We start from the raw sequence: 23,851 nt of genomic DNA, 5'->3' as shown, positions 1-23,851 counted from the left end.
TTTCAAATACATAACCCTGTTAACAATTAAGGTTTTTATTCCTCACAAATAATCGTATTTTTACCATTATTTAAACCTTGAAAATTAATGGGTAAAATCATTGCAATTGCTAACCAAAAAGGGGGCGTAGGAAAGACAACAACCTCTATTAATTTAGCAGCATCGCTTGGCGTTCTTGAAAAAAAAGTACTTTTGATAGATGCAGACCCTCAGGCCAATGCTACCTCAGGCATAGGTGTTGATGTAGAATCTGTAGAAGTGGGCACCTATCAACTTCTAGAACATTCTAACCCTGCAAAAGAGGCTATTTTAGAAACAGAAACACCCAACCTAGATATAATCCCCGCGCACATTGATCTTGTAGCCATAGAAATTGAACTTGTAGATAAGGAATCTAGGGAATACATGCTAAAAAGCGCATTGCAAGACATCAAAGATGATTATGATTATATTCTAATAGATTGTGCTCCCTCATTGGGCCTATTGACACTAAATGCTTTAACAGCTGCAGATTCGGTTATAATCCCTATTCAATGTGAATATTTTGCTTTAGAAGGTTTAGGCAAGCTATTAAACACCATTAAAAGTGTTCAAAAAATACATAATGAAGATTTAGACATAGAAGGGTTATTGCTTACCATGTACGATTCTCGCTTACGTTTATCTAATCAAGTTGTAGAAGAAGTTCAAAAACACTTTAATGACATGGTGTTTCAAACGATTATTCAAAGAAACATTCGTCTTAGTGAAGCACCCAGTTATGGCGAGAGTATAATTAAATATGATGCCAGTAGCAGAGGTGCTAACAATTACTTAAGTTTGGCACGAGAAATCATTAACAAAAACTCCTAGAATATGGCAAAGGCGAAAAAAAAACAGGCTCTAGGCAGAGGTTTATCGGCGCTTTTAAAAGACCCTGAAAACAACATTCAATCTGTTCAGGATAAAGATGCCTATAAGGTTATTGGTAATATAATCGAACTTGATTTAGATTTAATAGAAGTCAATCCATTTCAACCAAGAAGTAATTTTAGTGAAGAATCTTTACAAGAGCTGGCAACATCCATAAAGCAATTGGGGATTATCCAACCCATAACTGTTAGAAAACTAGATTTTAATAAATATCAGTTGGTCTCTGGTGAACGCCGTTTTAGAGCCTCCAAGTTGGTTGGTTTAGAAACTGTTCCCGCCTATGTTAGAATTGCAAACGACCAAGAATCTTTGGAAATGGCCTTGGTTGAAAACATTCAGCGCCAAGACTTAGACCCTATTGAAATTGCGCTATCATACCAACGCTTAATAGATGAGATAAACCTCACCCAAGAACAATTAAGTGAACGTGTAGGCAAAAAGCGCTCTACCATAACAAACTATTTGCGTTTACTCAAACTAGACCCTATAGTACAAACTGGAATGCGAGATGGTTTTATTTCTATGGGTCATGGAAGAGCCTTAATTAGCATTGAAGACCCTACCATACAGCTTGATGTTTACGAAAAGGTATTAGAAAAAGAACTATCGGTTAGGGCTACCGAAAACCTCATTAGAAACCTCAATGACCCAAGCAGTTCTGTAAGTAGTTCTACGAATGAGGACATACCAAAATACATCAAAAAAGGGGTTAATCTGTTTTCTGAATACTTTGGACATAAAATCGACGTTAAAGTATCTAAAAACGGAAAAGGTAAAATCACGATTCCTTTTCACTCAGAAGAAGACTTTATTCGTATTAAAAAATTAATTCAGAGTGCTAAATAAATTCTTAACGGTTAGTATTCTTGCCCTTTTGTTTTGTTTTACCTCCTTTTCTCAAGAAAAAGAAAAAAGAGCCAAGCGAAAACGAATATCAAAAGAGATTGTTGTTGACTCTATCATCGAAAGAGAACCGATAAATCCATTATCGCCATCTAAAGCTGCATTCTATTCTGCCATATTACCTGGTTTAGGGCAAGCCTACAACAAAAAGTATTGGAAAATCCCTATTGTCTATGGTGCCTTAGGAACCGGTGTTTATTTCTACACCAATAACAACAAACAATACAACAGATACAGAGATGCCTTTAAAAGGCGCCTTGCCGGTTTCTCTGATGATGAGTTCCTTAATCTAGATGAGGAAGGCAACGTAATCTCAGAGAGAGTTACGACAGATGGACTACAGCGTGCTCAAAAGTTTTACAGACGAAATAAGGAGCTGTCATTATTAATAACCATAGGCCTCTACGCACTAAATATTATAGACGCCAATGTTGATGCTCATTTATTACAATATAATGTAGATGAAAACTTATCTTTGGCACCACATTATAAATTCAACGATTTTAATGCCAACAGCAATGTTGGGTTAACATTAAATTTTAAATTTTAGCGCTTAGAGGTGTTTAACCAATAACAAACCCCTTTTTAAAAGGACTATTAAAAAAGAATATTGATATGAAAATTGCTTTATTAGGATACGGACGTATGGGACAAACCATAGAAAAGATAGCAATTAATCGTGGGCATGAAGTTGTTTTAACCGTCGATAAAGACGATAAAGATTATGATATTACTGTTGCAGATGTTGCCATAGATTTTAGTTTACCTTCTGCAGCTTACGGCAATATTACCAACTGTTTAAACAATGGTGTACCTGTTGTATCTGGAACTACAGGCTGGCTAGACAATTATGATAAAGCTGTTGAACTTTGTAAAGAAAAAAAAGGTGGTTTTATCTACGCGTCCAACTTTAGCTTAGGCGTCAATATCTTTTTTGAGCTTAACAAAACTTTGGCCAAAATGATGGGATCTTTAAAGGAGTACAATGTAACCATGGAAGAGATACACCACACAAAAAAATTAGATGCCCCTAGTGGTACAGCAATTACTTTAGCTGAAGGTGTTATAGAAAACAACAGTAATTATAATGCCTGGGAGTTGGACAAAACTAACGATAACAAGACTATTCCCATCGTTGCAAAACGCATTGGGGACGTTCCTGGCACACACTCTGTAAATTATGCAAGCGAAGTAGACACCATAAACATAGAACATGTTGCAAACAACAGACAAGGCTTTGCTCTTGGAGCAGTAGTTGCTGCAGAATGGCTTCATGGTAAAACGGGTATATTTTCTATGAAAGATGTGTTAAATATTAGCTAACACTATCAGCAATGTGTAACAATACCAATAAATTAGGCACAAACAAAACGATTTAAATTTTAAGGTTATGACGTTAACGCAATGGTTTATATTCATTCTAGTTATTCAAGTAATTCATGGTTTAGGTACTTGGAAACTATATATCAAAGCGGGGCGCCAGGCCTGGGAAGCCTTTATCCCCGTCTATAACGCCGTAGTTTTAACGAAAATAATTAATAGACCTAAATCTTGGTGGTGGGTAATACTCTTATTTCTTCCCATTGTCAACCTATTCATGTTTGTTATCATTTGGGTAGAAACGGCCAGGAGTTTTGGTAAAAACCAATACATAGATACATTTTTAGCAGTTGTTACCTTAGGGTTCTATATCTACTATTTAAATTATGTAGCCGATGTAAAGTATGTCGAGAATCGTGATACTAATCCAAAATCCTCGTCGGGAGAATGGACCAGCTCTATTTTGTTTGCCATAGTAGCTGCAACCATTGTGCATACATATTTTATGCAGCCTTTTACCATTCCGTCATCATCCTTAGAAAAATCGTTATTGGTAGGCGACTTTTTATTTGTTAGTAAGTTTCATTATGGTGCAAGAGTACCCATGACTACGGTAGCTGCCCCTATGGTACATGATACGATTCCCGTTCTAAAAAAGAAGTCGTACTTGTTTGATGATGACTTTTCTAAAAGAGAAACTTCTTGGTTAAATAAACTTCAGTTACCATACCTAAGGATTCCTGGATTTGAAGACATTGAAAGAAACGATATTGTCGTGTTTAATCAGCCTGCAGATACGCTTTTGGATATGAATAATTTCACTCCAGATAGGAATTACTATAAACCTATTGATAAAAAGACCAACCTCGTAAAACGCTGTGTTGGTGTGCCAGGGGATACTTTAGAAATAAGAGATGGCTACGTTTATATTAATGGAAAACAGAATGTTTTACCAGATAGAGCAAAACTACAGTTCGTTTCCGAAGTGCAATCTGTAAACTACCTCAATGACAACTTCATAAAAAGATTAGGAAGCACCGAATATTCACGATATTACAAAATTAAGCGTAACCGTGTTGACCAATTCATTCAGCAAAACTTCAGATTAGAACTTATAGAAGGTGACCCAGAGAACTTATATCTACAAGCTTATCCAAGTGAATTCTTAAATCAGGTTATTAGTCGTTATGGTCTCGGTTTAACTGGAAGGATGGAAATAAACCTCACAGATGAAGCCTACAATAAGCTAAAAAACGACTCCAATATTAAATCAATTAAAAAAATAAAGAGAGAAAAGGGAGCTCGAGACTCAAGAACTTTTCCTCATCATCCTGATTACAACTGGAACTATGACTTTTTTGGGCCACTATACATTCCCGGAAAAGGTCACACAATAGATATTACTCTTGAAAATCTCCCATTATACAAAAGAGCAATAACAGAATACGAACGCAACACATTACAAGTAAAAGGCAATCAGATTTTAATTAACGGTGAAGTAACAGACCAATATACCTTTAAACAAAACTACTACTGGATGATGGGTGACAACCGAAACAACTCTATAGATGCAAGAGGTTGGGGATTCGCGCCATTTGATCACGTAGTGGGTAAACCTGTATTTATTTGGATGAGTTGGGATGGGTTCCCTAATGCCAGATGGGAACGATTCTTTACTACTGTGGGCGGCACTGGTAAAGCCACCTCATATTTCATTCCATTTCTCGTTATTTTAGCAATTACTCTTGGATTTAACAAATGGCGTAAGCGCAAAAAAGCTAATGCTTAATTTTATCTCCTGCCACGTAGAATAACTTAAAGTAAGGTTTTTGCTTAAACAGGAACAACCGCTAATAATGGACATTGTAATACATCCAACCTATTTCCCAAATATTGCGCATTTTGTCGCAATGTCTCAGGCGGAAAATATTGTATTTGAAGTGGCCGACAATTTCGTAAAACAAACCTATAGAAATCGGACTTATATTTATGGGGCTAACGGAAAACAGACACTAAATGTACCCGTTGTTCATTCTCAAAAAAATAGACTCTTGTACAAAGACGTCAAAATTTTTAATGAAGAAAAATGGCAGTTAAACCATTGGAAATCTTTATTATCGGCTTACAGAACATCCCCTTTTTTTGAATATTACGAAGATGAATTACATCCACTTTTCCACACAGAAGAAACATACATATTAGATTTTAACATGAAGTGCTTTGAAGTTGTTTGCGGTTGTCTACAACTAGATGTTAATACTTCAAATTCCAAAACTTTTGAAAAAACGGTTGAAGGCAAATTAGACCTAAGACATCTTGTCAATGCAAAAAAAGAGCAGCCGCAAAAGTTTGAACAATACACACAAGTTTTTAGCAACAAGCATGGGTTTATTGGCAACCTAAGTATATTAGATTTACTTTTTAACGAAGGTCCTAATGCCATTAACTATTTAGAATCACAAACTTTGTCTTTATAATGCTACAGCCTATCTTACATTACGGTTGTCACTTTTTATTACCGCTTTTTGTTGCCTTAATATGGTTTAAAGCTCAATGGAAAACAGCATATATAATTATGATTTTGGGTTTGCTAATAGATTTAGACCACTTGTTAGCAGACCCCATTTTTAACCCAAATAGGTGTAGTATTAACTTTCATCCCTTGCACACTTACTATGCTATTGGGATTTATTTAATATTGCTAATCCCCAAGAAAACCCGACTGATTGGTTTGGGCTTGACCATTCATATTATAGCAGATGTTGTAGATTGCTCCTTTATGTAATCAATCTTCTAAACTTAAAGTCGCCATTATTGGAAAGTGATCAGAATAATGCTTATCGAATGCCTTAAAACCATTAACTTGAAACGCCTCGTCTGCAAAAATAAAATCTATCCGCATCGGGAAATACTTAAAATCGTGGGTTTTTCCAAAGCCAGTACCCGCCTTTAAATAAGTATCAATTAAGTCACCCTTTATTTTTCGGTATACATAAGAAAACGCTGTATTGTTAAAATCACCACAAACCACCATCTTGTGTTTGCATTGGTTTTTATGCATTAAGAACAACTCCATTTGGAACTGCTGCATTTTAAAAGTCGAACCTATGCGTTTTAACAAGCGTTCAGAATTTTCCTTTTTTAAACTATCAACATTGGTATTAATACGCAAAGATTCTAGATGAATATTATACACACGTATTGTATCTGTCCCTTTTTTAATGTCGGCGAATATGGCATTATTACCTGTATTTGGGAACTCTATAGAACCCGAATTCACTATGGGAAACTTAGAGAAAATAGCTTGTCCGTATTTCGTTCTTTTACCAGACAACTTTTCGAATTTGTATTTAAAAAATGATAAGTCTACGTTTTCGTGTGGGTGATATTCCTGAACACTCAACACATCGGGTGCTTCGGTCTTTATAAAATCTATTATTTTGGTTTCTAGGCCATCCTCTTTAATCCAGTCGTATACATTGAAAAGTCTCACATTGTAGTTCATCACCTTAAAATTCCCTTCGTTATCAATCGCTTTGGAAGAAGAGAACTTATACAGCGAACCATAAGCTACATAGCCTATAAATAAAATTAAAAATGAGAGTAAGAACTGCCTTTTTAATCGTACCAACCAATATAGAGCAAAAATTATGTTAAGAATAATGAGAAGCGAAACACCCAAGTTAAGCACCGATAAAACAGCAAAAGTCTTAGGGGGCAAATAAGGAAGAATAAAAGAAAAAAGAAGCGCTAAAGCGGCAATAACATTAACGAAATAAATAATCTTATTAAAAAAACTTAATCCTTTCATATTATTAGAAGACCACTTGACTATTGACCGAAGTTTCTAAAACCGTCTACTTACCCGCTCTAAAAAGAAAATCCTTTTCCTCGGCAGTAAGACTGTCATAACCACTTTTGCTAATTTTATCTAAGATAACATCAATCTTTTTTTGGTTATTAAACTCGCTAAATTCTGTTTTCGAATAACCGCCTACCTTACTTTTCTTTTTATGGACCGTTTTTAACGGACTTTTCTTAGACGGTTTAAAAATACTTGTAAAAGTATCCATAGTACGTTCAAAACCCTTGCCTATATCATTACCCTTGGTTAACTGCTTAGCATAGATATAACCCAACAAAACACCTCCTAAATGCGCTAAGTGCCCTCCTGCATTACCGCCAAAAAGACCTAAAAAATCTATTACTACAATCGCTACAGCAATATACCACAGCTTTATATTAAAAGTGATAAGACGTACCTCTTGATTGGGCATGTAGGCACAAATAAAAATCAATAAGGCACGAACAGCCGCCGAGGCACCTACCAAAGTCGATTTTCCTCCAAAAAAACCAGGAAACAATTGATATCCCAACATGAATAGTAGTCCGCCACAAATAGCGCCAAGAAAGTAAATATTCATTGCCATTTTAGGACTATAAAGGTTCAATACTATACGGGCAATAAAATAAAGCCATAACATATTAAACAAAATGTGGAATATATCGCCATGTAAAAAAGCGTAGGTAACAATGCTCCAAGGTTTAGATAAAAAATCGGAAAAGCCACTAGGTAACACAAACCAACGTAAATTGAGCCTCAATAAAGACTCAATTATAAAAATCACAACGTTAACCGCAATGATTTTCTCCAATACATTAAGCCGGTTTAGCTTATCTTTTATGTCCTGACCAAGTGTTGTCATTAATACCAACGATTACTGTTAAATTGTTTCTTTTTCCAATACCACATAACTAAGAATCCGATTACGGCTCCCCCAACATGAGCAAAATGAGCTACATTTCCGTACCCAAATATAGACTGCCCTCTAATTCCTGAAATTAAATCGATTAAAATAATTCCAGGTATAAAGTATTTTGCTTTTATAGGTATTGGCAAGAAAACCATCATCAATTCAGCATTAGGGTTCATCATACCAAAGGCCGCCATAATTCCCATTAAACACCCAGAGGCACCAACCATAGAAGCATTAAAAATTGGAAATATATTTTGTAAAAGAGACACCTGAGCTTGAGTAGTTCCGGGAATAATCTCGTTTGTGAATAGCATTTGCTTTATTTCGGCACCATCTAATCCAGTTGCCAATAATGAGTCGAAGGTTGGCAAGTACTGAAAATAATACGACCCCAACTGAAAAGCTACTGCAACCAATCCCGCGGAGAAATAGATAAATAAAAATCGCTTAGAACCTAACACTTGTTCTACAGGTGTTCCAAACATCCAAAGACCAAACATATTAAAAAACAAGTGCATTACACCACCATGCATAAACATGTGCGTTATAATCTGCCAAGGTTGAAAAGCTTCATTCTGTGGAAAATACATGGCGAACCATTCGTAAAACAATCGCCCTTCTCCAATAGCTACAGTACCAACAAACATGATTACATTAATAATCAAAAGGTGTTTAACGGTTTCTGAAATTCGCATCATATTCTAAATAAATCTTTTATCTAACTCATCTACACTCATAGTAATGAATGTTGTCTTGTTAGTAGGTGACACATTGGGTTCTTTACAAGCAAAGAGCTTATTTACCAAATGTTCTTGTTCATCTTTTTGTAAACTTTGTCCCGTTTTTATGGCTAAACTTTTGGCCATAGATTTTGCTAATAAATCCATGGCGCTAAAATGGGCATCGGGCACTTCATTTTCAACGTCACTTATTAGTTGCTCCAAAATAATAGAAACTTCACTCTCGGGAACGCTAACAGGCACTCCTGTTATCTCTACCGACTCTTCTGTAACGTTGGAAAACACAAAACCTGTATGTTCCAGATCTTCTTTTAATTGAGTTAGTATTTGTATCTCCTGTACCGAAAAATGTAATTGCAACGGAAATAACAATTGCTGACTTACGGTTTCCTTTATCGTCATATTCTTCAGAAAGTCTTCGTACAAAACACGTTGATGTGCACGATGCTGATCTAAAACCAACATTCCAGATTTAATAGTGCTTACGATATATTTGTTATGCAGTTGATAGGTTGTGTGCACTTGCTCCACGTCGTTCTCATTGTCGAACATTGAAGCTGTTGTTTCTTCACTTTCAAACTGTACTTCGCTAAAATCAGACGGTTCATTCTCACTTCCAGACTCCAAACCAATATATAAACTTTCCCAATTAGATGCAGATTCTTTCTTAAATGTTACTTGTTTAGTTGAAGATGTACCAGCCCTAGAGCTTTGTTCTTCCTTAAAAGGATTAAAACTCCTATTAACCTCGATAGATGGTGCACTAGTGTTTTTTTGGTTGAAATCGTAAGGTGTATCAAGACTAGAATCCCTTTCAAAATCTAAAACAGGCGCTATATTGAACTGTCCGAGACTATGCTTTACAGCAGAACGCAATAGTGCGTACAACGTATGTTCGTCATCGAACTTAATCTCTGTTTTTGTGGGATGGATATTAATATCAATAGTTTGCGGGTCTACCGTAAGATTTAAAAAATAACTAGCATGTGTGCCCGTTTTTAAAAGCCCATCGAAAGCCGAAGCAATAGCGTGATTTAAATATGCGCTTTTTATGAATCTATCGTTTACGAAGAAATATTGTTCGCCTCGAGTCTTCTTAGCGAATTCGGGTTTCCCTACAAAACCAGAAATTTTAAGCACCTCGGTATCCTCATTTACAGGCACTAATTTTTCATTGGTTTTATTTCCAAAGATATTTACAATGCGCTGTCTGTAGTTGCTAGCGGGCAAGTTAAAAGACTCACTGCCATTATTATACATCATGAAATTAATATCGCAATGCGCTAAAGCGACCCTATGAAACTCATCGATGACATGACGTAATTCTACTGCATTGGATTTTAAAAAATTGCGACGCGCTGGTATATTATAAAACAAATTTTTAACCGAAACCGATGTGCCTTTGGGTGTAACAACCACTTCTTGTGAGGTTATTTCACTACCCTCAATCACAATAGTCGTTCCTACATCATCTTGCTCTTGCTTGGTTTTTAATTCAACATGTGCAATAGCAGCAATACTCGCTAATGCTTCTCCACGGAATCCTTTGGTGTGTAATTGAAAAAGATCATCGGCCGACTTAATCTTTGATGTGGCATGACGCTCGAAACTTAGACGAGCATCTGTAACACTCATACCTTTACCGTTGTCAATAACCTGTATTAGGGTTTTGCCTGCATCTTTTATGATAAGTTTTATTGAAGTTGCCCCGGCATCAATAGCATTTTCAAGTAACTCTTTTACAACAGAGGCGGGACGCTGTACAACTTCTCCAGCAGCTATTTGGTTTGCAACATGATCAGGTAAAAGCTGTATGATGTCTGCCATGTATTATTAAGAAAAGAATATAGATAAATCGAACCCAATTATAACTAAGAAAATCAAAACTAAAATAGCAACTATGATAAGTACACGCTTATCGGCCTCTTTATTTGGGTTATGTTTATAGTCGTTCCAAGCATTATCTATCTTTGTTTTCAAACCAGAATTATTACCGATAGTTACTCGATGTTCATCGAACTTATGCTTTATCTCATAAGGGTTACCCTCGCCTTTGTAGTAACGGGGTGAATAACTAAACTTTTTATTTTTACGTAATTTTAATAGTCCCATGATGATTCAGTTTTTTGTTTACATGTATTTTTTTTCCAATACATACATAAGAATCAATAATAATACCAAAGCTAAAATAAGCGTTCTTACTGGCAAAACGCCTCTCACTTTTCGTTTGCCTTCTCTCTCAGCTTTCCATCTGGAAACAAACTCTTTTTCTGGAGTTTGTCCTGAGCTTGAATCTATCTGATTTTCTTTAGAAAATCTAGGCCGATAGTTAAATTGTCTATTTTTTCTTTGTTTGAACAAATGTAATGATGCTTAATCTCAAAAATACTTAAAAATAGACAGAGTTAAGCTTTAGAAAAGCCAAAAATTGTTAACAAAAACCCTGAGATAATATCAAGTATGTAGTTTGAAAAGTCTCTCGCAAAATCGCTAAGATGCAAAGTAATAAAACTCTAAACAGCAACGCCTACTACCAACTGGATACTGCCCACAGAATACTACTAACTATTTCTACGAAGTTCTGCCATTTTTATGGCAGCGATAGCAGCTTCTGTACCCTTGTTCCCGTGTTTACCTCCCGAGCGCGCTTGAGCCTGTTCTAGATTATTGTCTGTTAAAACACAGAATATCACGGGAGTTTCGTGCATTACATTTAAATCCTTGATACCTTGAGCAACACCTTGACAAACAAAATCGAAGTGCTTGGTTTCACCTTGAATAACGCTTCCTATGGCAATAACAGCGTTAACCATTTGCTCCTGCATTTTTTTACTTCCGTAGATAAGCTCAAAACTCCCAGGAACATCCCAACGCACAATATTGCTTGGGCTTACTCCATTATCTATTAATGCATCGTAAGCTCCTTGATAAAGTGGTTCGGTTATGGAGTCGTTCCATTCAGAAACAACAATCCCAAACCGAAAATCGTTCGCGTCTGGGATTGTTGCTTTATCGTAAGCCGATAAATTTTTATTTTCAGTTGCCATGTTCTGCTTGCCTATTTACTGGCTAAAACCCTTGCTTTTCCTATGAATACATCAATGTTAGAACCTTCAGTAGACTCAGAATAATCAGCTTTAATTTTTTCGAAATAGCTTAGAGCTTTATCAGCATCCCCTAACTCTAAAGCTATACTTCCAGCTTTATAAAGATACATAGGAGTGGTAAATTCATTATCACGCATTTTAGCAGCTTCTTCGTAATACCCTAAAGCATCTTCAGGTTGATCTAATTGTACAAAAGCATCACCAATATTTCCTTTGGCTAATGGGCCTAAAACTAAATCATCACTTTTAAAATTACTCAAATGCTCTACTGCGCTTTTGTAATCTTTTAAACGCAAATAGGCTGTTCCAGCATAGTAACTCGCTAAATTAGCAGCATCGGTACCTCCATATTCACTTATAATATCTAGCATACCATACTTTCCTTCTCCGCCGTTTAATGCTAAGTTGTATAAAGAATCCTTCTCTACAGCAGTTGTAGCTTGATCGAAATACTTTTGAGCCTGAAACATATCGTTCATAGCAGCGGTCTGTTTCGGGCCTGAAATAAATTCTTTATACCCCATGGTACCTAAAACCACCGCAGCTACAACACCTATAATAATGAATATATATTTTTGGTTTTTCTCAACAAACGCTTCGGTCTTTGAAGCTCCTTCATCTAGGGTATTAAAAACCTCTGCTGTTGTAGATCCTTCTTCAATATCCTGTTGCTTTTCTACCTTAGTTTTAGGTTTGTAACCTCTCTTCTTGTACGTTGCCATATATTATAAATTTGTGCGCCGCAAAAATATAATTTTTCTTCATAACTAAAAGGCTATTTATTTGATATTTTTCAATAATTTGCACTTCTTTTTGAGGGATTTTCCATAGAAACAGGCTTAAAATTGCATATTGCTACATGATTTTAAAATCGCTTTCATTACTCAACTATAAAAACTTTGATAGTAAATCGTTTGCTTTTAATGATAAAATCAACTGTATTGTAGGCAATAACGGCATTGGAAAAACAAACGTCTTAGATGCCATTTACCATTTATCGTTTGGCAAAAGTTATTTTAATCCTGTGGCCACTCAAAATATAAGACATGGCGAAGATTTCTTTGTAATTAATGGTGAATACGATAAAGAAGAAAAAACTGAAAAAATCGTAGTAAGTCTCAAAAAAGGTCAAAAAAAAATCATCAAGCGCAATGCCAAAGCCTACGAGAAATTTAGTGAGCATATTGGTTTTTTACCGCTGGTAATTATATCGCCTGCTGATAGAAACCTTATTGTTGAAGGCAGCGACACCAGAAGAAAATTTATTGACAGTGTTATTTCACAGAGCGACAAGTCCTATTTAAGCTACCTGATTAATTACAACAAAATTTTAGCCCAACGCAACGCGTTATTTAAATACTTTGCTTTAAACCACACCTTTAATGCAGACACTCTTGAGGTTTACAATAATCAACTAACCGAATACGGCACCCACATTTTCGAAAAAAGGGATGCTTTTTTAAAAGAGTTCATTCCCATTTTTAAGGAACGCTACCAAGCAATTAGTAGCGGTAATGAAATAGTAGATTTGGTATATCACAGTAATTTGTTCGAAGATGATTTAAACTCACTTTTACAAAACGCCTTGAATAAAGACAAAGCATTACAATACACCAGTGTGGGCATTCATAAAGATGACTTATATTTTAATATAGAAACTCATCCTATCAAAAAATTTGGAAGTCAGGGTCAACAAAAGTCGTTTTTAATTGCCTTAAAATTAGCGCAATTCGATTTTATAAAAGCGCAAAGTGGCGTAAACCCTATTCTGTTGTTAGATGATATTTTCGATAAACTAGATGAGCATCGTGTTGCACAAATCATTAAATTAGTGGACGATGAAAACTTTGGTCAGTTATTTATAAGCGACACCCATGCTGACCGTACTGAAAATGCCGTAAAACAAGTACACCAATCTTATGAGATTTTTAAATTATAGTGATTAAAATTTTAACAACTCCATAGAAATTCAGGAAAGATGCCCAAACGCCATAACGAACACATAAGCATAAAGGACGCCCTAAAGGAATTTGTAGAAACCAATAAACTCGAAAAAGGTTTAGACAAAGTAAATGTTGCCGAGGCGTGGGCTAAACTTATGGGTAATGGCATTAACAACTATACAACCTCTGTAAACCTGCAAAGAGAGACACTTTATGTTCAATTAAGTTCGAGTGTTTTAAGAGAGGAATTGAGCTATGGCAAGCAGAAGATTATAGATATGTTAAATGAGGAGTTAGGCAAAGAAATTGTAAAAAAACTCATTTTAAGGTAAAAAAAGCCAACCTCCATTACTTTTTAGATTTTAACCAATGTCTTATTTTAAAGGACTTAAAAGGCTTAATTTAAATTTTATTTAAAATTAATTGTAATTTAATGATTTACAATACTTTTAAACATTAACTTTGCTCACAATAATAATTTAATTTTTTTAACATGAGTAAAGGAACAGTTAAATTCTTCAATGATACTAAAGGTTTTGGTTTTATTGTAGAAGAAGGTTCAAACAAAGAACATTTTGTTCACATTTCTGGATTAATCGATGAAGTTAAACAGGGTGATGAAGTTGAATTCGATCTTCAGGAAGGTAGAAAAGGCTTAAACGCAGTAAACGTAAAAGTTATCTAATATATATTATTTCACTTTTTATTTACAATTAAAAAAAAGTCCCGCAACAATGTTGCGGGACTTTTTTTTGTTCAGTGTTCTTAATTGCTAAAATTGCTCTCTTCCCGAGAAGTGGAAATCCCCTTCTATAGCGGCATTGTCATCACTATCACTTCCGTGAACTGCATTTTCGCTTATAGAATCTGCGTACATTTTTCTAATAGTTCCCTCGGCAGCATCAGCTGGATTGGTCGCTCCAATTAATGTTCTAAAATCTTCAACTGCATTATCTTTTTCTAAGATAGCAGCTACAATGGGACCACGAGTCATATATTCAACCAAATCTGCAAAAAACGGACGTTCTTTATGAATCGCATAAAACGTTTCAGCATCCGCCTTTGTCATCTGTGTTAATTTCATAGCTACAATTCTAAATCCTGAAGCCGAAATCTTTTCTAAAATTGCGCCAATGTGCCCTTTTTCAACAGCATCTGGCTTTAGCATTGTAAATGTTCTATTTGTTGCCATTTTATTATTTTAAGTTGCCGCAAAAGTAATGTATTTCTGCCGAAAAACAAGATATTCCAATATTAAACCCAATCTATACATTAGAAAATTTATTACAGCTTTAAATTACTTCAAAATCTGAGATTACATCAAGTTTTTAATTTCCCCATAACACTGCTATGCTGAAATTAAGAAACTTGCAGATTTTATTGCACTTCAAAACTTCATTACAAAGTTCTAATGTACAGGGCGGGTTAAAAAATTGTATATTCGTCGTCTATGAAAAAACAAGATATTAAAGATATAAAGCAGTTATTATCAACACCGAAAAACATAGTAATTGTTCCTCATAAAAACCCTGACGGTGACGCTATTGGATCTACACTTGGATTGTATCACTACCTTATTAAAACAAAACACAATGCACAGGTAATTACCCCAAACGATTATCCGAAGTTTTTAAAATGGATGCCAGCTGAAAATTCCATATTAAGGTATGATTCGCAGACTAAAGAATGTAACAACTTAGTAAATAAAGCCGATATTATTTTTACCCTTGATTTTAATGCTTTCCATAGAACAGGCCCTATGGAATCCGTTTTATCAGAAAGTGAAGGATTAAAAATAATGATAGACCACCATCAAGCACCAGATGATTACGCCACCTACATGTTCAGCGATGTTAACATGAGTTCTACTTGCGAAATGATCTATCATTTTATAAATATGCTCGGGGATATTGATTTAATTGATGCTGATGTTTCCACATGTTTATATGCTGGCATCATGACCGATACAGGATCTTTCAGGTTTTCTTCTACCACTAGTACAACTCATAAAATTGTGGCAGACCTTATTGAGAGGGGTGCTAACAACTCGCAAATCCACAATAATGTATATGACACCAATAGTTTGAATAGGCTCCAATTATTAGGTACAGCACTAGAGAATTTAAAAGTTATCGCAGAGTCAAGAGCGGCTTACATCACCCTGTCTCAAGAAGAATTAAATAAAAATAACTATACAAAAGGCGATACTGAAGGGGTAGTTAACTACGGACTTTCTCTAGAAGGCATTATTCTTGCTGCAATATTTATTGAAGACAAGCAGGAAGGTATTATAAAAATCTCATTGCGTTCTAAAGGGAATTTTTCTGTCAACGAAATGTCTCGTGCACATTTCAACGGTGGCGGCCACACCAATGCTGCTGGAGGAAAGAGCTATTTATCATTAAAAGATACCGTTGAAAAATTTATTAGTATCTTACCCTATTATAACAATGCCCTAAACAATGAATAAATTACTTTCCCTAGCCCTACTCTTGGTCGTTTTGGGATGCAAAACACCTGAGGCCAGAAGACCGATTTCTTCAAAATCTGGTTCATTTATAAATGAATCTATAGCTAGAAATAAAGCTCTTAACACCAAAGAAAAAGAGGCCATAGAAGCACTTTTGAAAAAAAACAATTACGAATATCTAACTTCTGAAAGCGGATTTTGGTACTACTATAACACCAAAATTGACTCGGACACTCTAAGAACACCCGTATTTGGAGATATCGTAAACTACAATTACAGTGTAAAAAACTTGAACGGTAATCTTATTTATTCAAAATCTGATATTAGCACCCAAGACTACACCATGGACCAACAAGAACTTTTTACTGGCCTACGAGAGGGTTTAAAACTCATGAAAACTGGAGAAACAATTACCTTTTTATTCCCATCTCAAAAAGCATATGGTTATTATGGGGATAATAATAAAATTGGCACTAATGTTCCTTTAATTTGTGAGGTAACAGTGAATTCAATCACAAAAAAACAATAAAACAAATGATATTTTTCAAGAAAATTACACAGATTTCATTTCTTGTTTTAATGCTTTTCACCGCTTCTTGCAAAAGCCAGTATAACGATCTCGAGGACGGTTTATATGCAGAAATCAAAACCTCTATGGGAACTATGGTAGCGCAATTAGCGTTCGATAAAACCCCTATCACTGTAGCTAACTTTGTAGCTTTAGCAGAAGGTACCAACACCATGGTAGACGAGGCTTATAAAGATAAAAAGTTTTACAATGGTCTTATTTTCCACAGGGTAATAGACTCGTTTATGATTCAGGGCGGAGACCCAAAAGGTAATGGCTCCGGAAATCCTGGTTACCGATTTAAAAATGAAACTCACCCAGACCTAAAACACGATAAACCTGGCATTTTAGCAATGGCCAATAGTGGTCCGGACACCAATGGCAGTCAATTTTATATTACTGAAGTACCTCGACCCCACCTCGACAAAGGTTATACTGTTTTTGGAGAGTTAGTTATAGGGTTGAATATTCAAGATAGTATATCTAACGTTAAAACAAGTGGATTAAACAGACCTGTTGAAGACGTAATAATTGAAGAGGTAAATATTATAAGAAAGGGAAAAGACGCAAAAAAATTTGATGCTCCCAAAATTTTTAAAAATCACTTTATAGAGGAAGCTAACCGAGAAAAAGCTGAAAAAGAAAAAGCTGAAGCGATTTTAAGAGCAACTCAAGAAAAATTCAAGAAACAAAAAGCAGAAGCAATCAAATTAGCATCGGGCTTACAATATTATATTTCCGAAATAGGTGAAGGTGAAAAACTTCCAGAAAATGGTCAGGTAAAAACACATTACGCCGTGTATTTCGAAAATGGCGCATTACTTCAAACAAGCAGTCTTGACATTGCTAATGCCCTAGGCGCCGTAAATGAAAGACGAAAAAATGCCAATGGATACCAGCCTATAATCGCAGATATTGGTCCAGACGCGCAAATGATTCCTGGATTTAAAGAAGGGCTAAAACAATTGCGTGTAGGGGACAAAGCTACCTTGTTTTTACCATATCATCTAGCTTATGGTGAAGCTGGAAACAGAGGCATCCCTCCAAAAGCTAACTTAATTTTTGAAGTTGAAGTTATAGAATTAGTAGAATAAACCAACATGATTTTTTAACACTTAAGTTACGCCAAACACTTATATTTACAAATCAAAAGTAAACACATGCATGCATTAAAATATGACTGGAACCCGGTAACAGGTATTGATATTGTTGGTAATTTTAAATTGCATTTTTACAGCCTTATGTGGGTTATAGCATTCATTGCAGGGTGGTATATCATGAAACGTATATTCACCAAAGAAAAAGTTTCACTCGACTACTTAGACCCATTGTTTATTTACACAGTTCTAGCCACTATGTTAGGCGCTCGACTTGGCCATGTTTTATTCTACCAGAGAGAGTTAATATCACAAGATTTCTGGAGTATTTTCCTCCCTTTTAGCTTTAAAGATGGTATAGAGTTTACGGGGTTTCAAGGGCTGGCCAGCCATGGTGCGGCAATAGGCATCATATTAGGCATGTACCTATATCGCAAAAAATACAAATATAAATCGCTACTTTGGATATTGGATAGAATTGTAATTGCAGTGGCCTCTGGAGCTGTATTTATTAGAATAGGCAACTTTATTAACTCTGAAATTATCGGTAGAAAATCTGGAGATTTTGCTTTGGGTGTAAGGTTTATTCAAGATCATTACTATAAGAGTCAAATCACACAGCTTACAGGAATTAGAGATGTTCAGAAGGCCTATAATGCCGTAACAGAGAATCCTGAATTTGCTTCGTTACTAGAAAAAGTACCTTACCGACACCCCGCCCAATTATACGAATCATTCAGTTATATTTTTGTATTCATCATCCTTTGGTATTTCTACTCTAAAACCACTAAAAAAGACCAAACTGGATTCTTATTTGGACTATTTTTAATTCTGCTCTGGACAGTACGTTTTATCGTAGAATTTGTTAAAGAACCTCAAGGAAAAGAATACATAAACTGGTTCGGACTACAAACTGGGCAATGGTTAAGCATACCGTTTATTCTTATTGGTCTATATTTTATGTTTGTATTTAAACCCAAGAAGGCATCAGTAAATTAATGCGCTATATTGTTTTACTTTCTTGCTATTTTATAATATGTCTCTCAGCCTGTAAAGACAACAAAAAAGTTATTACGCAAACAGAAGTCACCTTTAAAAAAGAAGGCGAACTTACAATTCATAAGATTAAGAGTGACTCTACAAAAGTTGTAATTGATATTGAAATAGCCGATACCCCTTTCGAAATTCAAACAGGGCTTATGTACCGAAGTGAAATGAAAGTAAACCACGGCATGCTATTCGTTTTTGAGGATGAAAGTCCGCGTTCTTTCTACATGAAAAACACGAAAATCCCTTTAGACCTCATCTTTATTAATGCTAAAAAAACCATTGTGAGTTTTCAGAAAAATGCAAAACCTTTCGATGAAAGCTCGTTACCATCCAACGCTCCTGCCAAATATGTCCTAGAAGTTAATGCTGGCATGGTTGATACTTGGAGACTTTTAGTTGGGGATAGCATTGATTTTACCAAGTTTTAAAAAAACCAATAGGCTTAATACAAGTTAAATACAGCTTTCCAATCAAAATCTTGATCCCTGAAGATTTGCGACATTATCCTAGATAGAGTCCTTAAAATGTAAGCGCCAAGGATTATGACTAAAAAGACTATTATTATGTTGGCAGGAAATATGTTATTTAAAGAATCAAATATCAGGTACTTTTGTATTAAGTATATCTCAAGACAAAGACCACCTATAGTTCTAATGATCAATCTTGGTATTTTTCTATCATAAAACCTCTTTACACTACTTGAGCTTACTACTTTATGGAAATAAAAGGTTATACCAAGAAGGGGAAATAAAGATACAACCTGTATTTTATTAAAAAACACATTCTCCCTTGCCAAAAACAATAGACCGTAAAATAAAACAAATAACCCTAAAAGCTTGAGAATATTCAACTTAAAATTACACACTTGATTCCTTCTGTAAGTTGCTGATATAGCCCCTAGTAAAACAAAAAGGAAATAATATACCCACCTAAAAACGTAAACATCAGCATATAATGAATAACTACTGTAATCTGTTTGACTAAAACAACACCAAAACACAAAGGAAAGTACAGCTATCAAAAAGCTTAGAAACACATGGACTAAATACTTAGAAAGAAACTTTTTAACAAAATAAAGAAGTACATAATGCACCATAATACAAGATATGAACCATCCACTGCCATAAAAAAGTATATAAAAAATATTCTCTTTTTCATTAAAACATGTGTAGGCCAGAAGTGCCCATGTAAATACTGTTGGAAATATTCTACTAATCCTCCTTTTGTAGAAATTATCAAAACGACCAACAGGCTTTAAAAAGATAGTAAATCCCGAACAGAAAAAGAAAAGGGCATTACCTATGGCTCCCCCAGTTGCATAATCATCATTGGGATAGAGAATATCCAAATGTGAATTCGTTATAAGTATAGCAGCGATAAATTTTAAAATATCGATGCTTATAATTCTCCTATGCATTAATTAAAATATTAATGTTAAAACCTATCTACTACATGACTATTATTAAAACTAACTAAAAAATGTCTTTACAAAAAACTTCAATCTACATTATGAAACAGTCTTGAGTATAACTAGAATACCTTTATGTAGTAATTAGATAGCTTTTTGATATAAGGTGTGACCACCTTTAATCTTTTAATCACATCAATTAGTAATTGCCTGATTTTTGAATTTTGGCTAACAGAGGGAGAAAACCGCTTAAAGAACAAGCACTAAATTTAATGCTTTAAAAATCAAATTTTAAATTACTTTTTGCTATAATTCAAAAATAAGAAAAATACTTCTGTACCATTGCTATGAATTATTAAATATTCGTTCAGTTTCAATATTAATCGTCAGATAAATAATAACATCACTTATCATCGGGTTTATTATACAATTAATCAAATTAAAAAAAAGCCTATCAACATATGTTGATAGGCTTTTTTTACTGGAAGTTATTGAAAGTTTACTTCTTCTTATTGTCATCTAATTTGTTCACCGTATCGTACATGATTGGTGTTGCAATAAATAATGATGAGTAAGTACCCACAATCACACCAACTATTAATGCAAACATGAATCCTCTAATAGAATCACCTCCAAAAATAAAGATGGCTAATAATACGACCAAGGTAGTTAACGATGTATTTAATGTCCTACTTAATGTACTACTTAAAGACGAATTTACCACACGGTCAAATTTCCAGCTGGTGTGCTCATTAAAGAACTCACGAATTCTATCGAATACAACCACGGTATCATTCAGCGAGTAACCAATAACCGTTAAGATAGCTGCAATAAATGCTTGGTTAATCTCCATGTTGAATGGCATAAATTTATATGTTAATGAGAAGATACCTAACACAATCAATACATCATGGAATACTGCCACAACAGCACCAAGTGAATATTGCCAACGCTTAAAACGAATTAAGATATAAAGGAACACCACAATCAACGATCCCAAAACTGCCCAAACTGATGCTTGTTTAATATCATCGGCTATGGTTGGACTCACTTTATCAGACTTTAACAAACCAACTTGTTTTGTATCATCAGAAAGATCTAAGAACTGCTCGATAGAAACACCTTCTAAATACGATTGTAAACCGTTGTACAATCTTTCTTTGATATCAGCATCAACCTCTGCTCCACTTTCGTTTACCTTATATTTTGTTGTAATCTTTAACTGGTTTGTAGTACCAAATGTTTTAGCTTCTGCACTTGTTAAAAATTCTGGTTTAGATAATTCATTAGCGATTTCAGAGGCGTTAACATCATGAGCAAAACGCACTTGATAAGTTCTACCTCCAACAAAATCTACACCTTGATCTAAACCATTAGTGAATAAAGACCCTAAACTTAAAGCGATAAACACACCAGATATGATAAAGGCAACTTTACGCTTCTTTAAGAACTCGATATTGATGTTTCTAAACAAGTTCTTTGTAATTGGCGTTGAAAAGTTTAGCACACCACCTTTATTTACATACCAGTCTATTAACAGTCTTGTAATGAAAATAGCAGTAAATAACGACGTACCAATACCGATTAATAAGGTCGTTGCGAATCCTTTTATTGGACCTGTACCAAACACAAATAAAATAAGTGCCGTTAAACCTGTAGTAATATTAGCATCTAAAATAGATGATAAGGCATTACCAAAACCGTCTTTAATAGCTTCTTTTTGACCTTTACCTTTGGCTAACTCCTCTCGAATACGCTCAAATATAAGTACGTTTGCATCTACAGACATACCAATGGTCAATACAATACCCGCAATACCAGGTAAAGTTAATACAGCTCCAAGACCTGATAAGATTCCGAAGATTAATAGGATATTCAATGCCATGGCGATATCTGCCATACCACCCGCTTTTCCGTAGTAGAAAATCATCCAAAGTAATACCACGATTAACGCGATAACAAATGACATAGTACCGCTATCAATAGCTTCCTGACCTAAAGACGGTCCTACAACCTCACTTGAAATAATATCAGCCGATGCAGGTAATTTACCAGCTCTTAATACGTTTGCTAAATCGTTTGCTTCTGCAACCGTAAAATCTCCAGAAATAGATGAACGTCCGCCAGCAATTGGTCCAGAAGTTACACCTGGAGCAGAATATACAATATCATCTAAAACAATAGCAATCTGACTTCTGTTACTATATGCCTCACCAGTCATTTTTTCCCATACTTTAGCACCTTTTGCATTCATTTGCATTGCTACTTCAGGTTCACCTGTAAGACCAAAATCTGTACGAGCATCGGTTACCACAGCCCCACTAAGTTGAGGAATGTTTTCTCTATTTCCTGCTAAAGCATACAAACCAACAACCTCTGAATCTTTTTTAGGCTTCCCAAAGGCAAACTTAGTATAGCGTAATTCGGCCGGCAATAAAGCCCTTACTTCTTTCTTGTTTAAGTACTCAAGTACTAAATCCTTGTCTTTAATATCGAACTGTGCAATTACAGGTCCGCCTTGAGAACCACCACCTTTAATCAAATCGAATAAAGGATTAACGGTTGCTACCTGGGTAGAATCTGTAGTAGCATCTCCTAAAAGTTCATCAACAGCATCTTCTTGTGTAGCATCTTCAGCGTCTGCACTTTCGGTTGTTTGAGCAACCTCCTCGGAAGTTTCAACTAGTGGCTTTAATACTTCGTTTGCCTGCCCTAAAAAGTTGAAAAATTGCTCCCCTTTGTAAGCATCCCAGAATTGTAACTGGGCCATAGTAGTAAAGTTACGCTCGGCTCTTTCGATATCTTTAACCCCCGGTAATTCAATTAAAATTCTACCGGAGTTTCCTAAACGCTGAATATTTGGAGACGTTACCCCTAACCCATCGATACGTTTACGTAATACCTCGAAAGCAGACACAACAGACTCATCAATCTTTCTTTGAATGATAGTTTTAACCTCATCATCACTCATGCTTCCGTCAATCTCGCCATCAAGATCTTTAGTATAGAAAATATCGGGTGACGCTAATTTCGTATCTCCTTTAATTTTATCGAACTCGGCAAAGAAATCCTCTAAATACGTATTCTGACTGTTCTTTTGTACTTCGGAAGCATTATCTATAGCTGTATTAAAAACAGGATCTTTAGTATTGTTCGCTAATCCTTTTAAGATATCTTTTACCGACACCTGAAGAATAACGTTTATACCTCCCTTTAAATCAAGACCAAGGTTCATGGCCTTAGACTTCACCTCGTTGTAGGTATATTTTCCAACACCAATATTAAATACGGTATCTGTTGCTATTTCTTCTAAATAATTAGCCTCTTCCAGGCTTCTCTTTGCGCGATAGTCCTCTTCAGTATCAGCTATCTTTTCAATAGCTTGCGCTTCTGCATCGCTTTCAATTTGGCTTGCCTTAAATGTAAATGATAATTGGTAGATACTTACCAACCCAAACAGTAAAGCAAATAATTTTACTAATCCTTTGTTTTGCATTCTTATTGTAGTTTATAATCAAATTTTAAAACGGGCAAATGTATCATTTACCATAAAACCTGACAATTATTTATGTATTA

At 35.1% G+C, this 23,851-nt stretch carries 26 protein-coding genes; 15 read left to right on the top strand and 11 right to left on the bottom strand.

Translation table 11 applies throughout. The annotated features are described in order from the left end of the window. Nucleotides 1-87: 87 nt before the first annotated feature. From M0214_RS09200 to M0214_RS09170, 7 genes are all read left to right on the top strand, one after another. Complete coding sequence (locus M0214_RS09200) at nt 88-852, top strand: ParA family protein (RefSeq protein WP_248722275.1); 765 nt, start codon at nt 88-90, stop codon at nt 850-852. 3 nt (nt 853-855) lie between these two features. Further along, nucleotides 856-1,758, top strand: coding sequence for a ParB/RepB/Spo0J family partition protein (locus tag M0214_RS09195; protein WP_248722274.1), 903 nt, complete (start codon nt 856-858; stop codon nt 1,756-1,758). Next, a complete protein-coding gene (locus M0214_RS09190; protein ID WP_248722273.1) occupies nt 1,748-2,365 on the top strand; it encodes a DUF5683 domain-containing protein in 618 nt (205 codons plus the stop codon). Before M0214_RS09195 ends, M0214_RS09190 begins: the two co-directional genes overlap by 11 nt. A 65-nt stretch (nt 2,366-2,430) precedes the next feature. Further along, nucleotides 2,431-3,138, top strand: coding sequence for a 4-hydroxy-tetrahydrodipicolinate reductase (dapB, locus tag M0214_RS09185; protein WP_248722272.1), 708 nt, complete (start codon nt 2,431-2,433; stop codon nt 3,136-3,138). 67 nt (nt 3,139-3,205) lie between these two features. Next, nucleotides 3,206-4,924: a signal peptidase I gene (lepB, locus tag M0214_RS09180; RefSeq protein WP_248722271.1), complete on the top strand. Its 1,719-nt coding sequence runs from the start codon at nt 3,206-3,208 to the stop codon at nt 4,922-4,924. A gap of 67 nt (nt 4,925-4,991) precedes the next feature. Continuing rightward, a complete protein-coding gene (locus M0214_RS09175; protein WP_248722270.1) occupies nt 4,992-5,612 on the top strand; it encodes a WbqC family protein in 621 nt (206 codons plus the stop codon). Further along, complete coding sequence (locus tag M0214_RS09170; RefSeq protein ID WP_248722269.1) at nt 5,612-5,920, top strand: DUF6122 family protein; 309 nt, start codon at nt 5,612-5,614, stop codon at nt 5,918-5,920. Before M0214_RS09175 ends, M0214_RS09170 begins: the two co-directional genes overlap by 1 nt. Here the strand turns inward: M0214_RS09170 and M0214_RS09165 are convergent, their stop codons facing one another. From M0214_RS09165 to M0214_RS09130, 8 genes are all read right to left on the bottom strand, one after another. Next, the gene (locus tag M0214_RS09165) at nt 5,921-6,946 is read right to left on the bottom strand and encodes an endonuclease/exonuclease/phosphatase family protein (RefSeq protein ID WP_248722268.1); all 1,026 of its coding nucleotides are present in this window, start codon (nt 6,944-6,946) and stop codon (nt 5,921-5,923) included. A gap of 46 nt (nt 6,947-6,992) precedes the next feature. Beyond that, nucleotides 6,993-7,841 carry a rhomboid family intramembrane serine protease gene (locus M0214_RS09160; RefSeq protein WP_248722267.1) on the bottom strand — a complete coding sequence of 283 codons (849 nt, stop codon included), beginning with the start codon at nt 7,839-7,841 and terminating at the stop codon, nt 6,993-6,995. Next, nucleotides 7,841-8,590: a rhomboid family intramembrane serine protease gene (locus M0214_RS09155; RefSeq protein ID WP_248722266.1), complete on the bottom strand. Its 750-nt coding sequence runs from the start codon at nt 8,588-8,590 to the stop codon at nt 7,841-7,843. Before M0214_RS09155 ends, M0214_RS09160 begins: the two co-directional genes overlap by 1 nt. A gap of 3 nt (nt 8,591-8,593) precedes the next feature. Then, the gene (gene mutL / locus M0214_RS09150; RefSeq protein ID WP_248722265.1) at nt 8,594-10,459 is read right to left on the bottom strand and encodes a DNA mismatch repair endonuclease MutL; all 1,866 of its coding nucleotides are present in this window, start codon (nt 10,457-10,459) and stop codon (nt 8,594-8,596) included. A gap of 6 nt (nt 10,460-10,465) precedes the next feature. Beyond that, nucleotides 10,466-10,744, bottom strand: a complete 279-nt coding sequence (locus M0214_RS09145; protein WP_248722264.1) for a riboflavin synthase subunit beta — start codon at nt 10,742-10,744, stop codon at nt 10,466-10,468. An 18-nt stretch (nt 10,745-10,762) separates the two neighbouring features. Next, nucleotides 10,763-10,993: a hypothetical protein gene (locus tag M0214_RS09140; protein WP_248722263.1), complete on the bottom strand. Its 231-nt coding sequence runs from the start codon at nt 10,991-10,993 to the stop codon at nt 10,763-10,765. 200 nt (nt 10,994-11,193) lie between these two features. After that, the gene (ribH, locus tag M0214_RS09135) at nt 11,194-11,679 is read right to left on the bottom strand and encodes a 6,7-dimethyl-8-ribityllumazine synthase (protein ID WP_248722262.1); all 486 of its coding nucleotides are present in this window, start codon (nt 11,677-11,679) and stop codon (nt 11,194-11,196) included. Between the two features lie 11 nt (nt 11,680-11,690). After that, entirely contained in the window at nt 11,691-12,461 is a 771-nt protein-coding gene (locus M0214_RS09130; protein WP_248722261.1) for a tetratricopeptide repeat protein, read from the bottom strand. A 137-nt stretch (nt 12,462-12,598) separates the two neighbouring features. Between M0214_RS09130 and M0214_RS09125 the strand changes: the two genes are divergently transcribed. The 3 genes from M0214_RS09125 (at nt 12,599) to M0214_RS09115 (ending at nt 14,367) form a co-directional block, all read left to right on the top strand. Further along, the gene (locus M0214_RS09125) at nt 12,599-13,678 is read left to right on the top strand and encodes a DNA replication/repair protein RecF (RefSeq protein ID WP_248722260.1); all 1,080 of its coding nucleotides are present in this window, start codon (nt 12,599-12,601) and stop codon (nt 13,676-13,678) included. Nucleotides 13,679-13,717: 39 nt separating this feature from the next. Beyond that, complete coding sequence (locus tag M0214_RS09120; RefSeq protein WP_248722259.1) at nt 13,718-14,014, top strand: DUF721 domain-containing protein; 297 nt, start codon at nt 13,718-13,720, stop codon at nt 14,012-14,014. Nucleotides 14,015-14,175: 161 nt separating this feature from the next. After that, nucleotides 14,176-14,367, top strand: coding sequence for a cold-shock protein (locus M0214_RS09115; protein ID WP_248722258.1), 192 nt, complete (start codon nt 14,176-14,178; stop codon nt 14,365-14,367). Nucleotides 14,368-14,454: 87 nt separating this feature from the next. Here M0214_RS09115 and M0214_RS09110 read toward each other — a convergent pair whose 3' ends face one another. Further along, nucleotides 14,455-14,874: a nucleoside-diphosphate kinase gene (locus M0214_RS09110; protein ID WP_248722257.1), complete on the bottom strand. Its 420-nt coding sequence runs from the start codon at nt 14,872-14,874 to the stop codon at nt 14,455-14,457. Between the two features lie 258 nt (nt 14,875-15,132). Here M0214_RS09110 and M0214_RS09105 point away from each other — a divergent pair, with 258 nt between their 5' ends. The 5 genes from M0214_RS09105 to M0214_RS09085 all read left to right on the top strand — a co-directional run bounded on the left by M0214_RS09105 (nt 15,133) and on the right by M0214_RS09085 (nt 19,295). After that, nucleotides 15,133-16,152: a bifunctional oligoribonuclease/PAP phosphatase NrnA gene (locus tag M0214_RS09105; protein WP_248722256.1), complete on the top strand. Its 1,020-nt coding sequence runs from the start codon at nt 15,133-15,135 to the stop codon at nt 16,150-16,152. After that, nucleotides 16,145-16,681 carry a gliding motility-associated peptidyl-prolyl isomerase GldI gene (gene gldI / locus M0214_RS09100; RefSeq protein ID WP_248722255.1) on the top strand — a complete coding sequence of 179 codons (537 nt, stop codon included), beginning with the start codon at nt 16,145-16,147 and terminating at the stop codon, nt 16,679-16,681. Before M0214_RS09105 ends, gldI begins: the two co-directional genes overlap by 8 nt. A gap of 5 nt (nt 16,682-16,686) precedes the next feature. Then, complete coding sequence (locus M0214_RS09095; protein WP_248722254.1) at nt 16,687-17,814, top strand: peptidylprolyl isomerase; 1,128 nt, start codon at nt 16,687-16,689, stop codon at nt 17,812-17,814. 66 nt (nt 17,815-17,880) lie between these two features. Then, nucleotides 17,881-18,816: a prolipoprotein diacylglyceryl transferase gene (lgt, locus tag M0214_RS09090; protein ID WP_248722253.1), complete on the top strand. Its 936-nt coding sequence runs from the start codon at nt 17,881-17,883 to the stop codon at nt 18,814-18,816. Then, the gene (locus tag M0214_RS09085) at nt 18,816-19,295 is read left to right on the top strand and encodes a DUF192 domain-containing protein (protein WP_248722252.1); all 480 of its coding nucleotides are present in this window, start codon (nt 18,816-18,818) and stop codon (nt 19,293-19,295) included. Before lgt ends, M0214_RS09085 begins: the two co-directional genes overlap by 1 nt. A 14-nt stretch (nt 19,296-19,309) precedes the next feature. On the opposite strand, the gene M0214_RS09080 is transcribed toward M0214_RS09085, so the two are convergent. Together M0214_RS09080 and secDF are read right to left on the bottom strand one after the other, a co-directional pair. After that, the gene (locus M0214_RS09080) at nt 19,310-20,284 is read right to left on the bottom strand and encodes an acyltransferase (RefSeq protein ID WP_248722251.1); all 975 of its coding nucleotides are present in this window, start codon (nt 20,282-20,284) and stop codon (nt 19,310-19,312) included. A gap of 490 nt (nt 20,285-20,774) precedes the next feature. After that, the gene (gene secDF, locus M0214_RS09075; RefSeq protein ID WP_248722250.1) at nt 20,775-23,771 is read right to left on the bottom strand and encodes a protein translocase subunit SecDF; all 2,997 of its coding nucleotides are present in this window, start codon (nt 23,769-23,771) and stop codon (nt 20,775-20,777) included. Nucleotides 23,772-23,851: the final 80 nt, after the last annotated feature.

The organism is Seonamhaeicola sp. ML3 (genome assembly GCF_023273855.1).
Classification (GTDB): Bacteria; Bacteroidota; Bacteroidia; order Flavobacteriales; family Flavobacteriaceae; genus Seonamhaeicola.
Note: the sequence above shows the minus strand (reverse complement) of the source record. Positions and strands in the feature narration are given on the sequence as shown.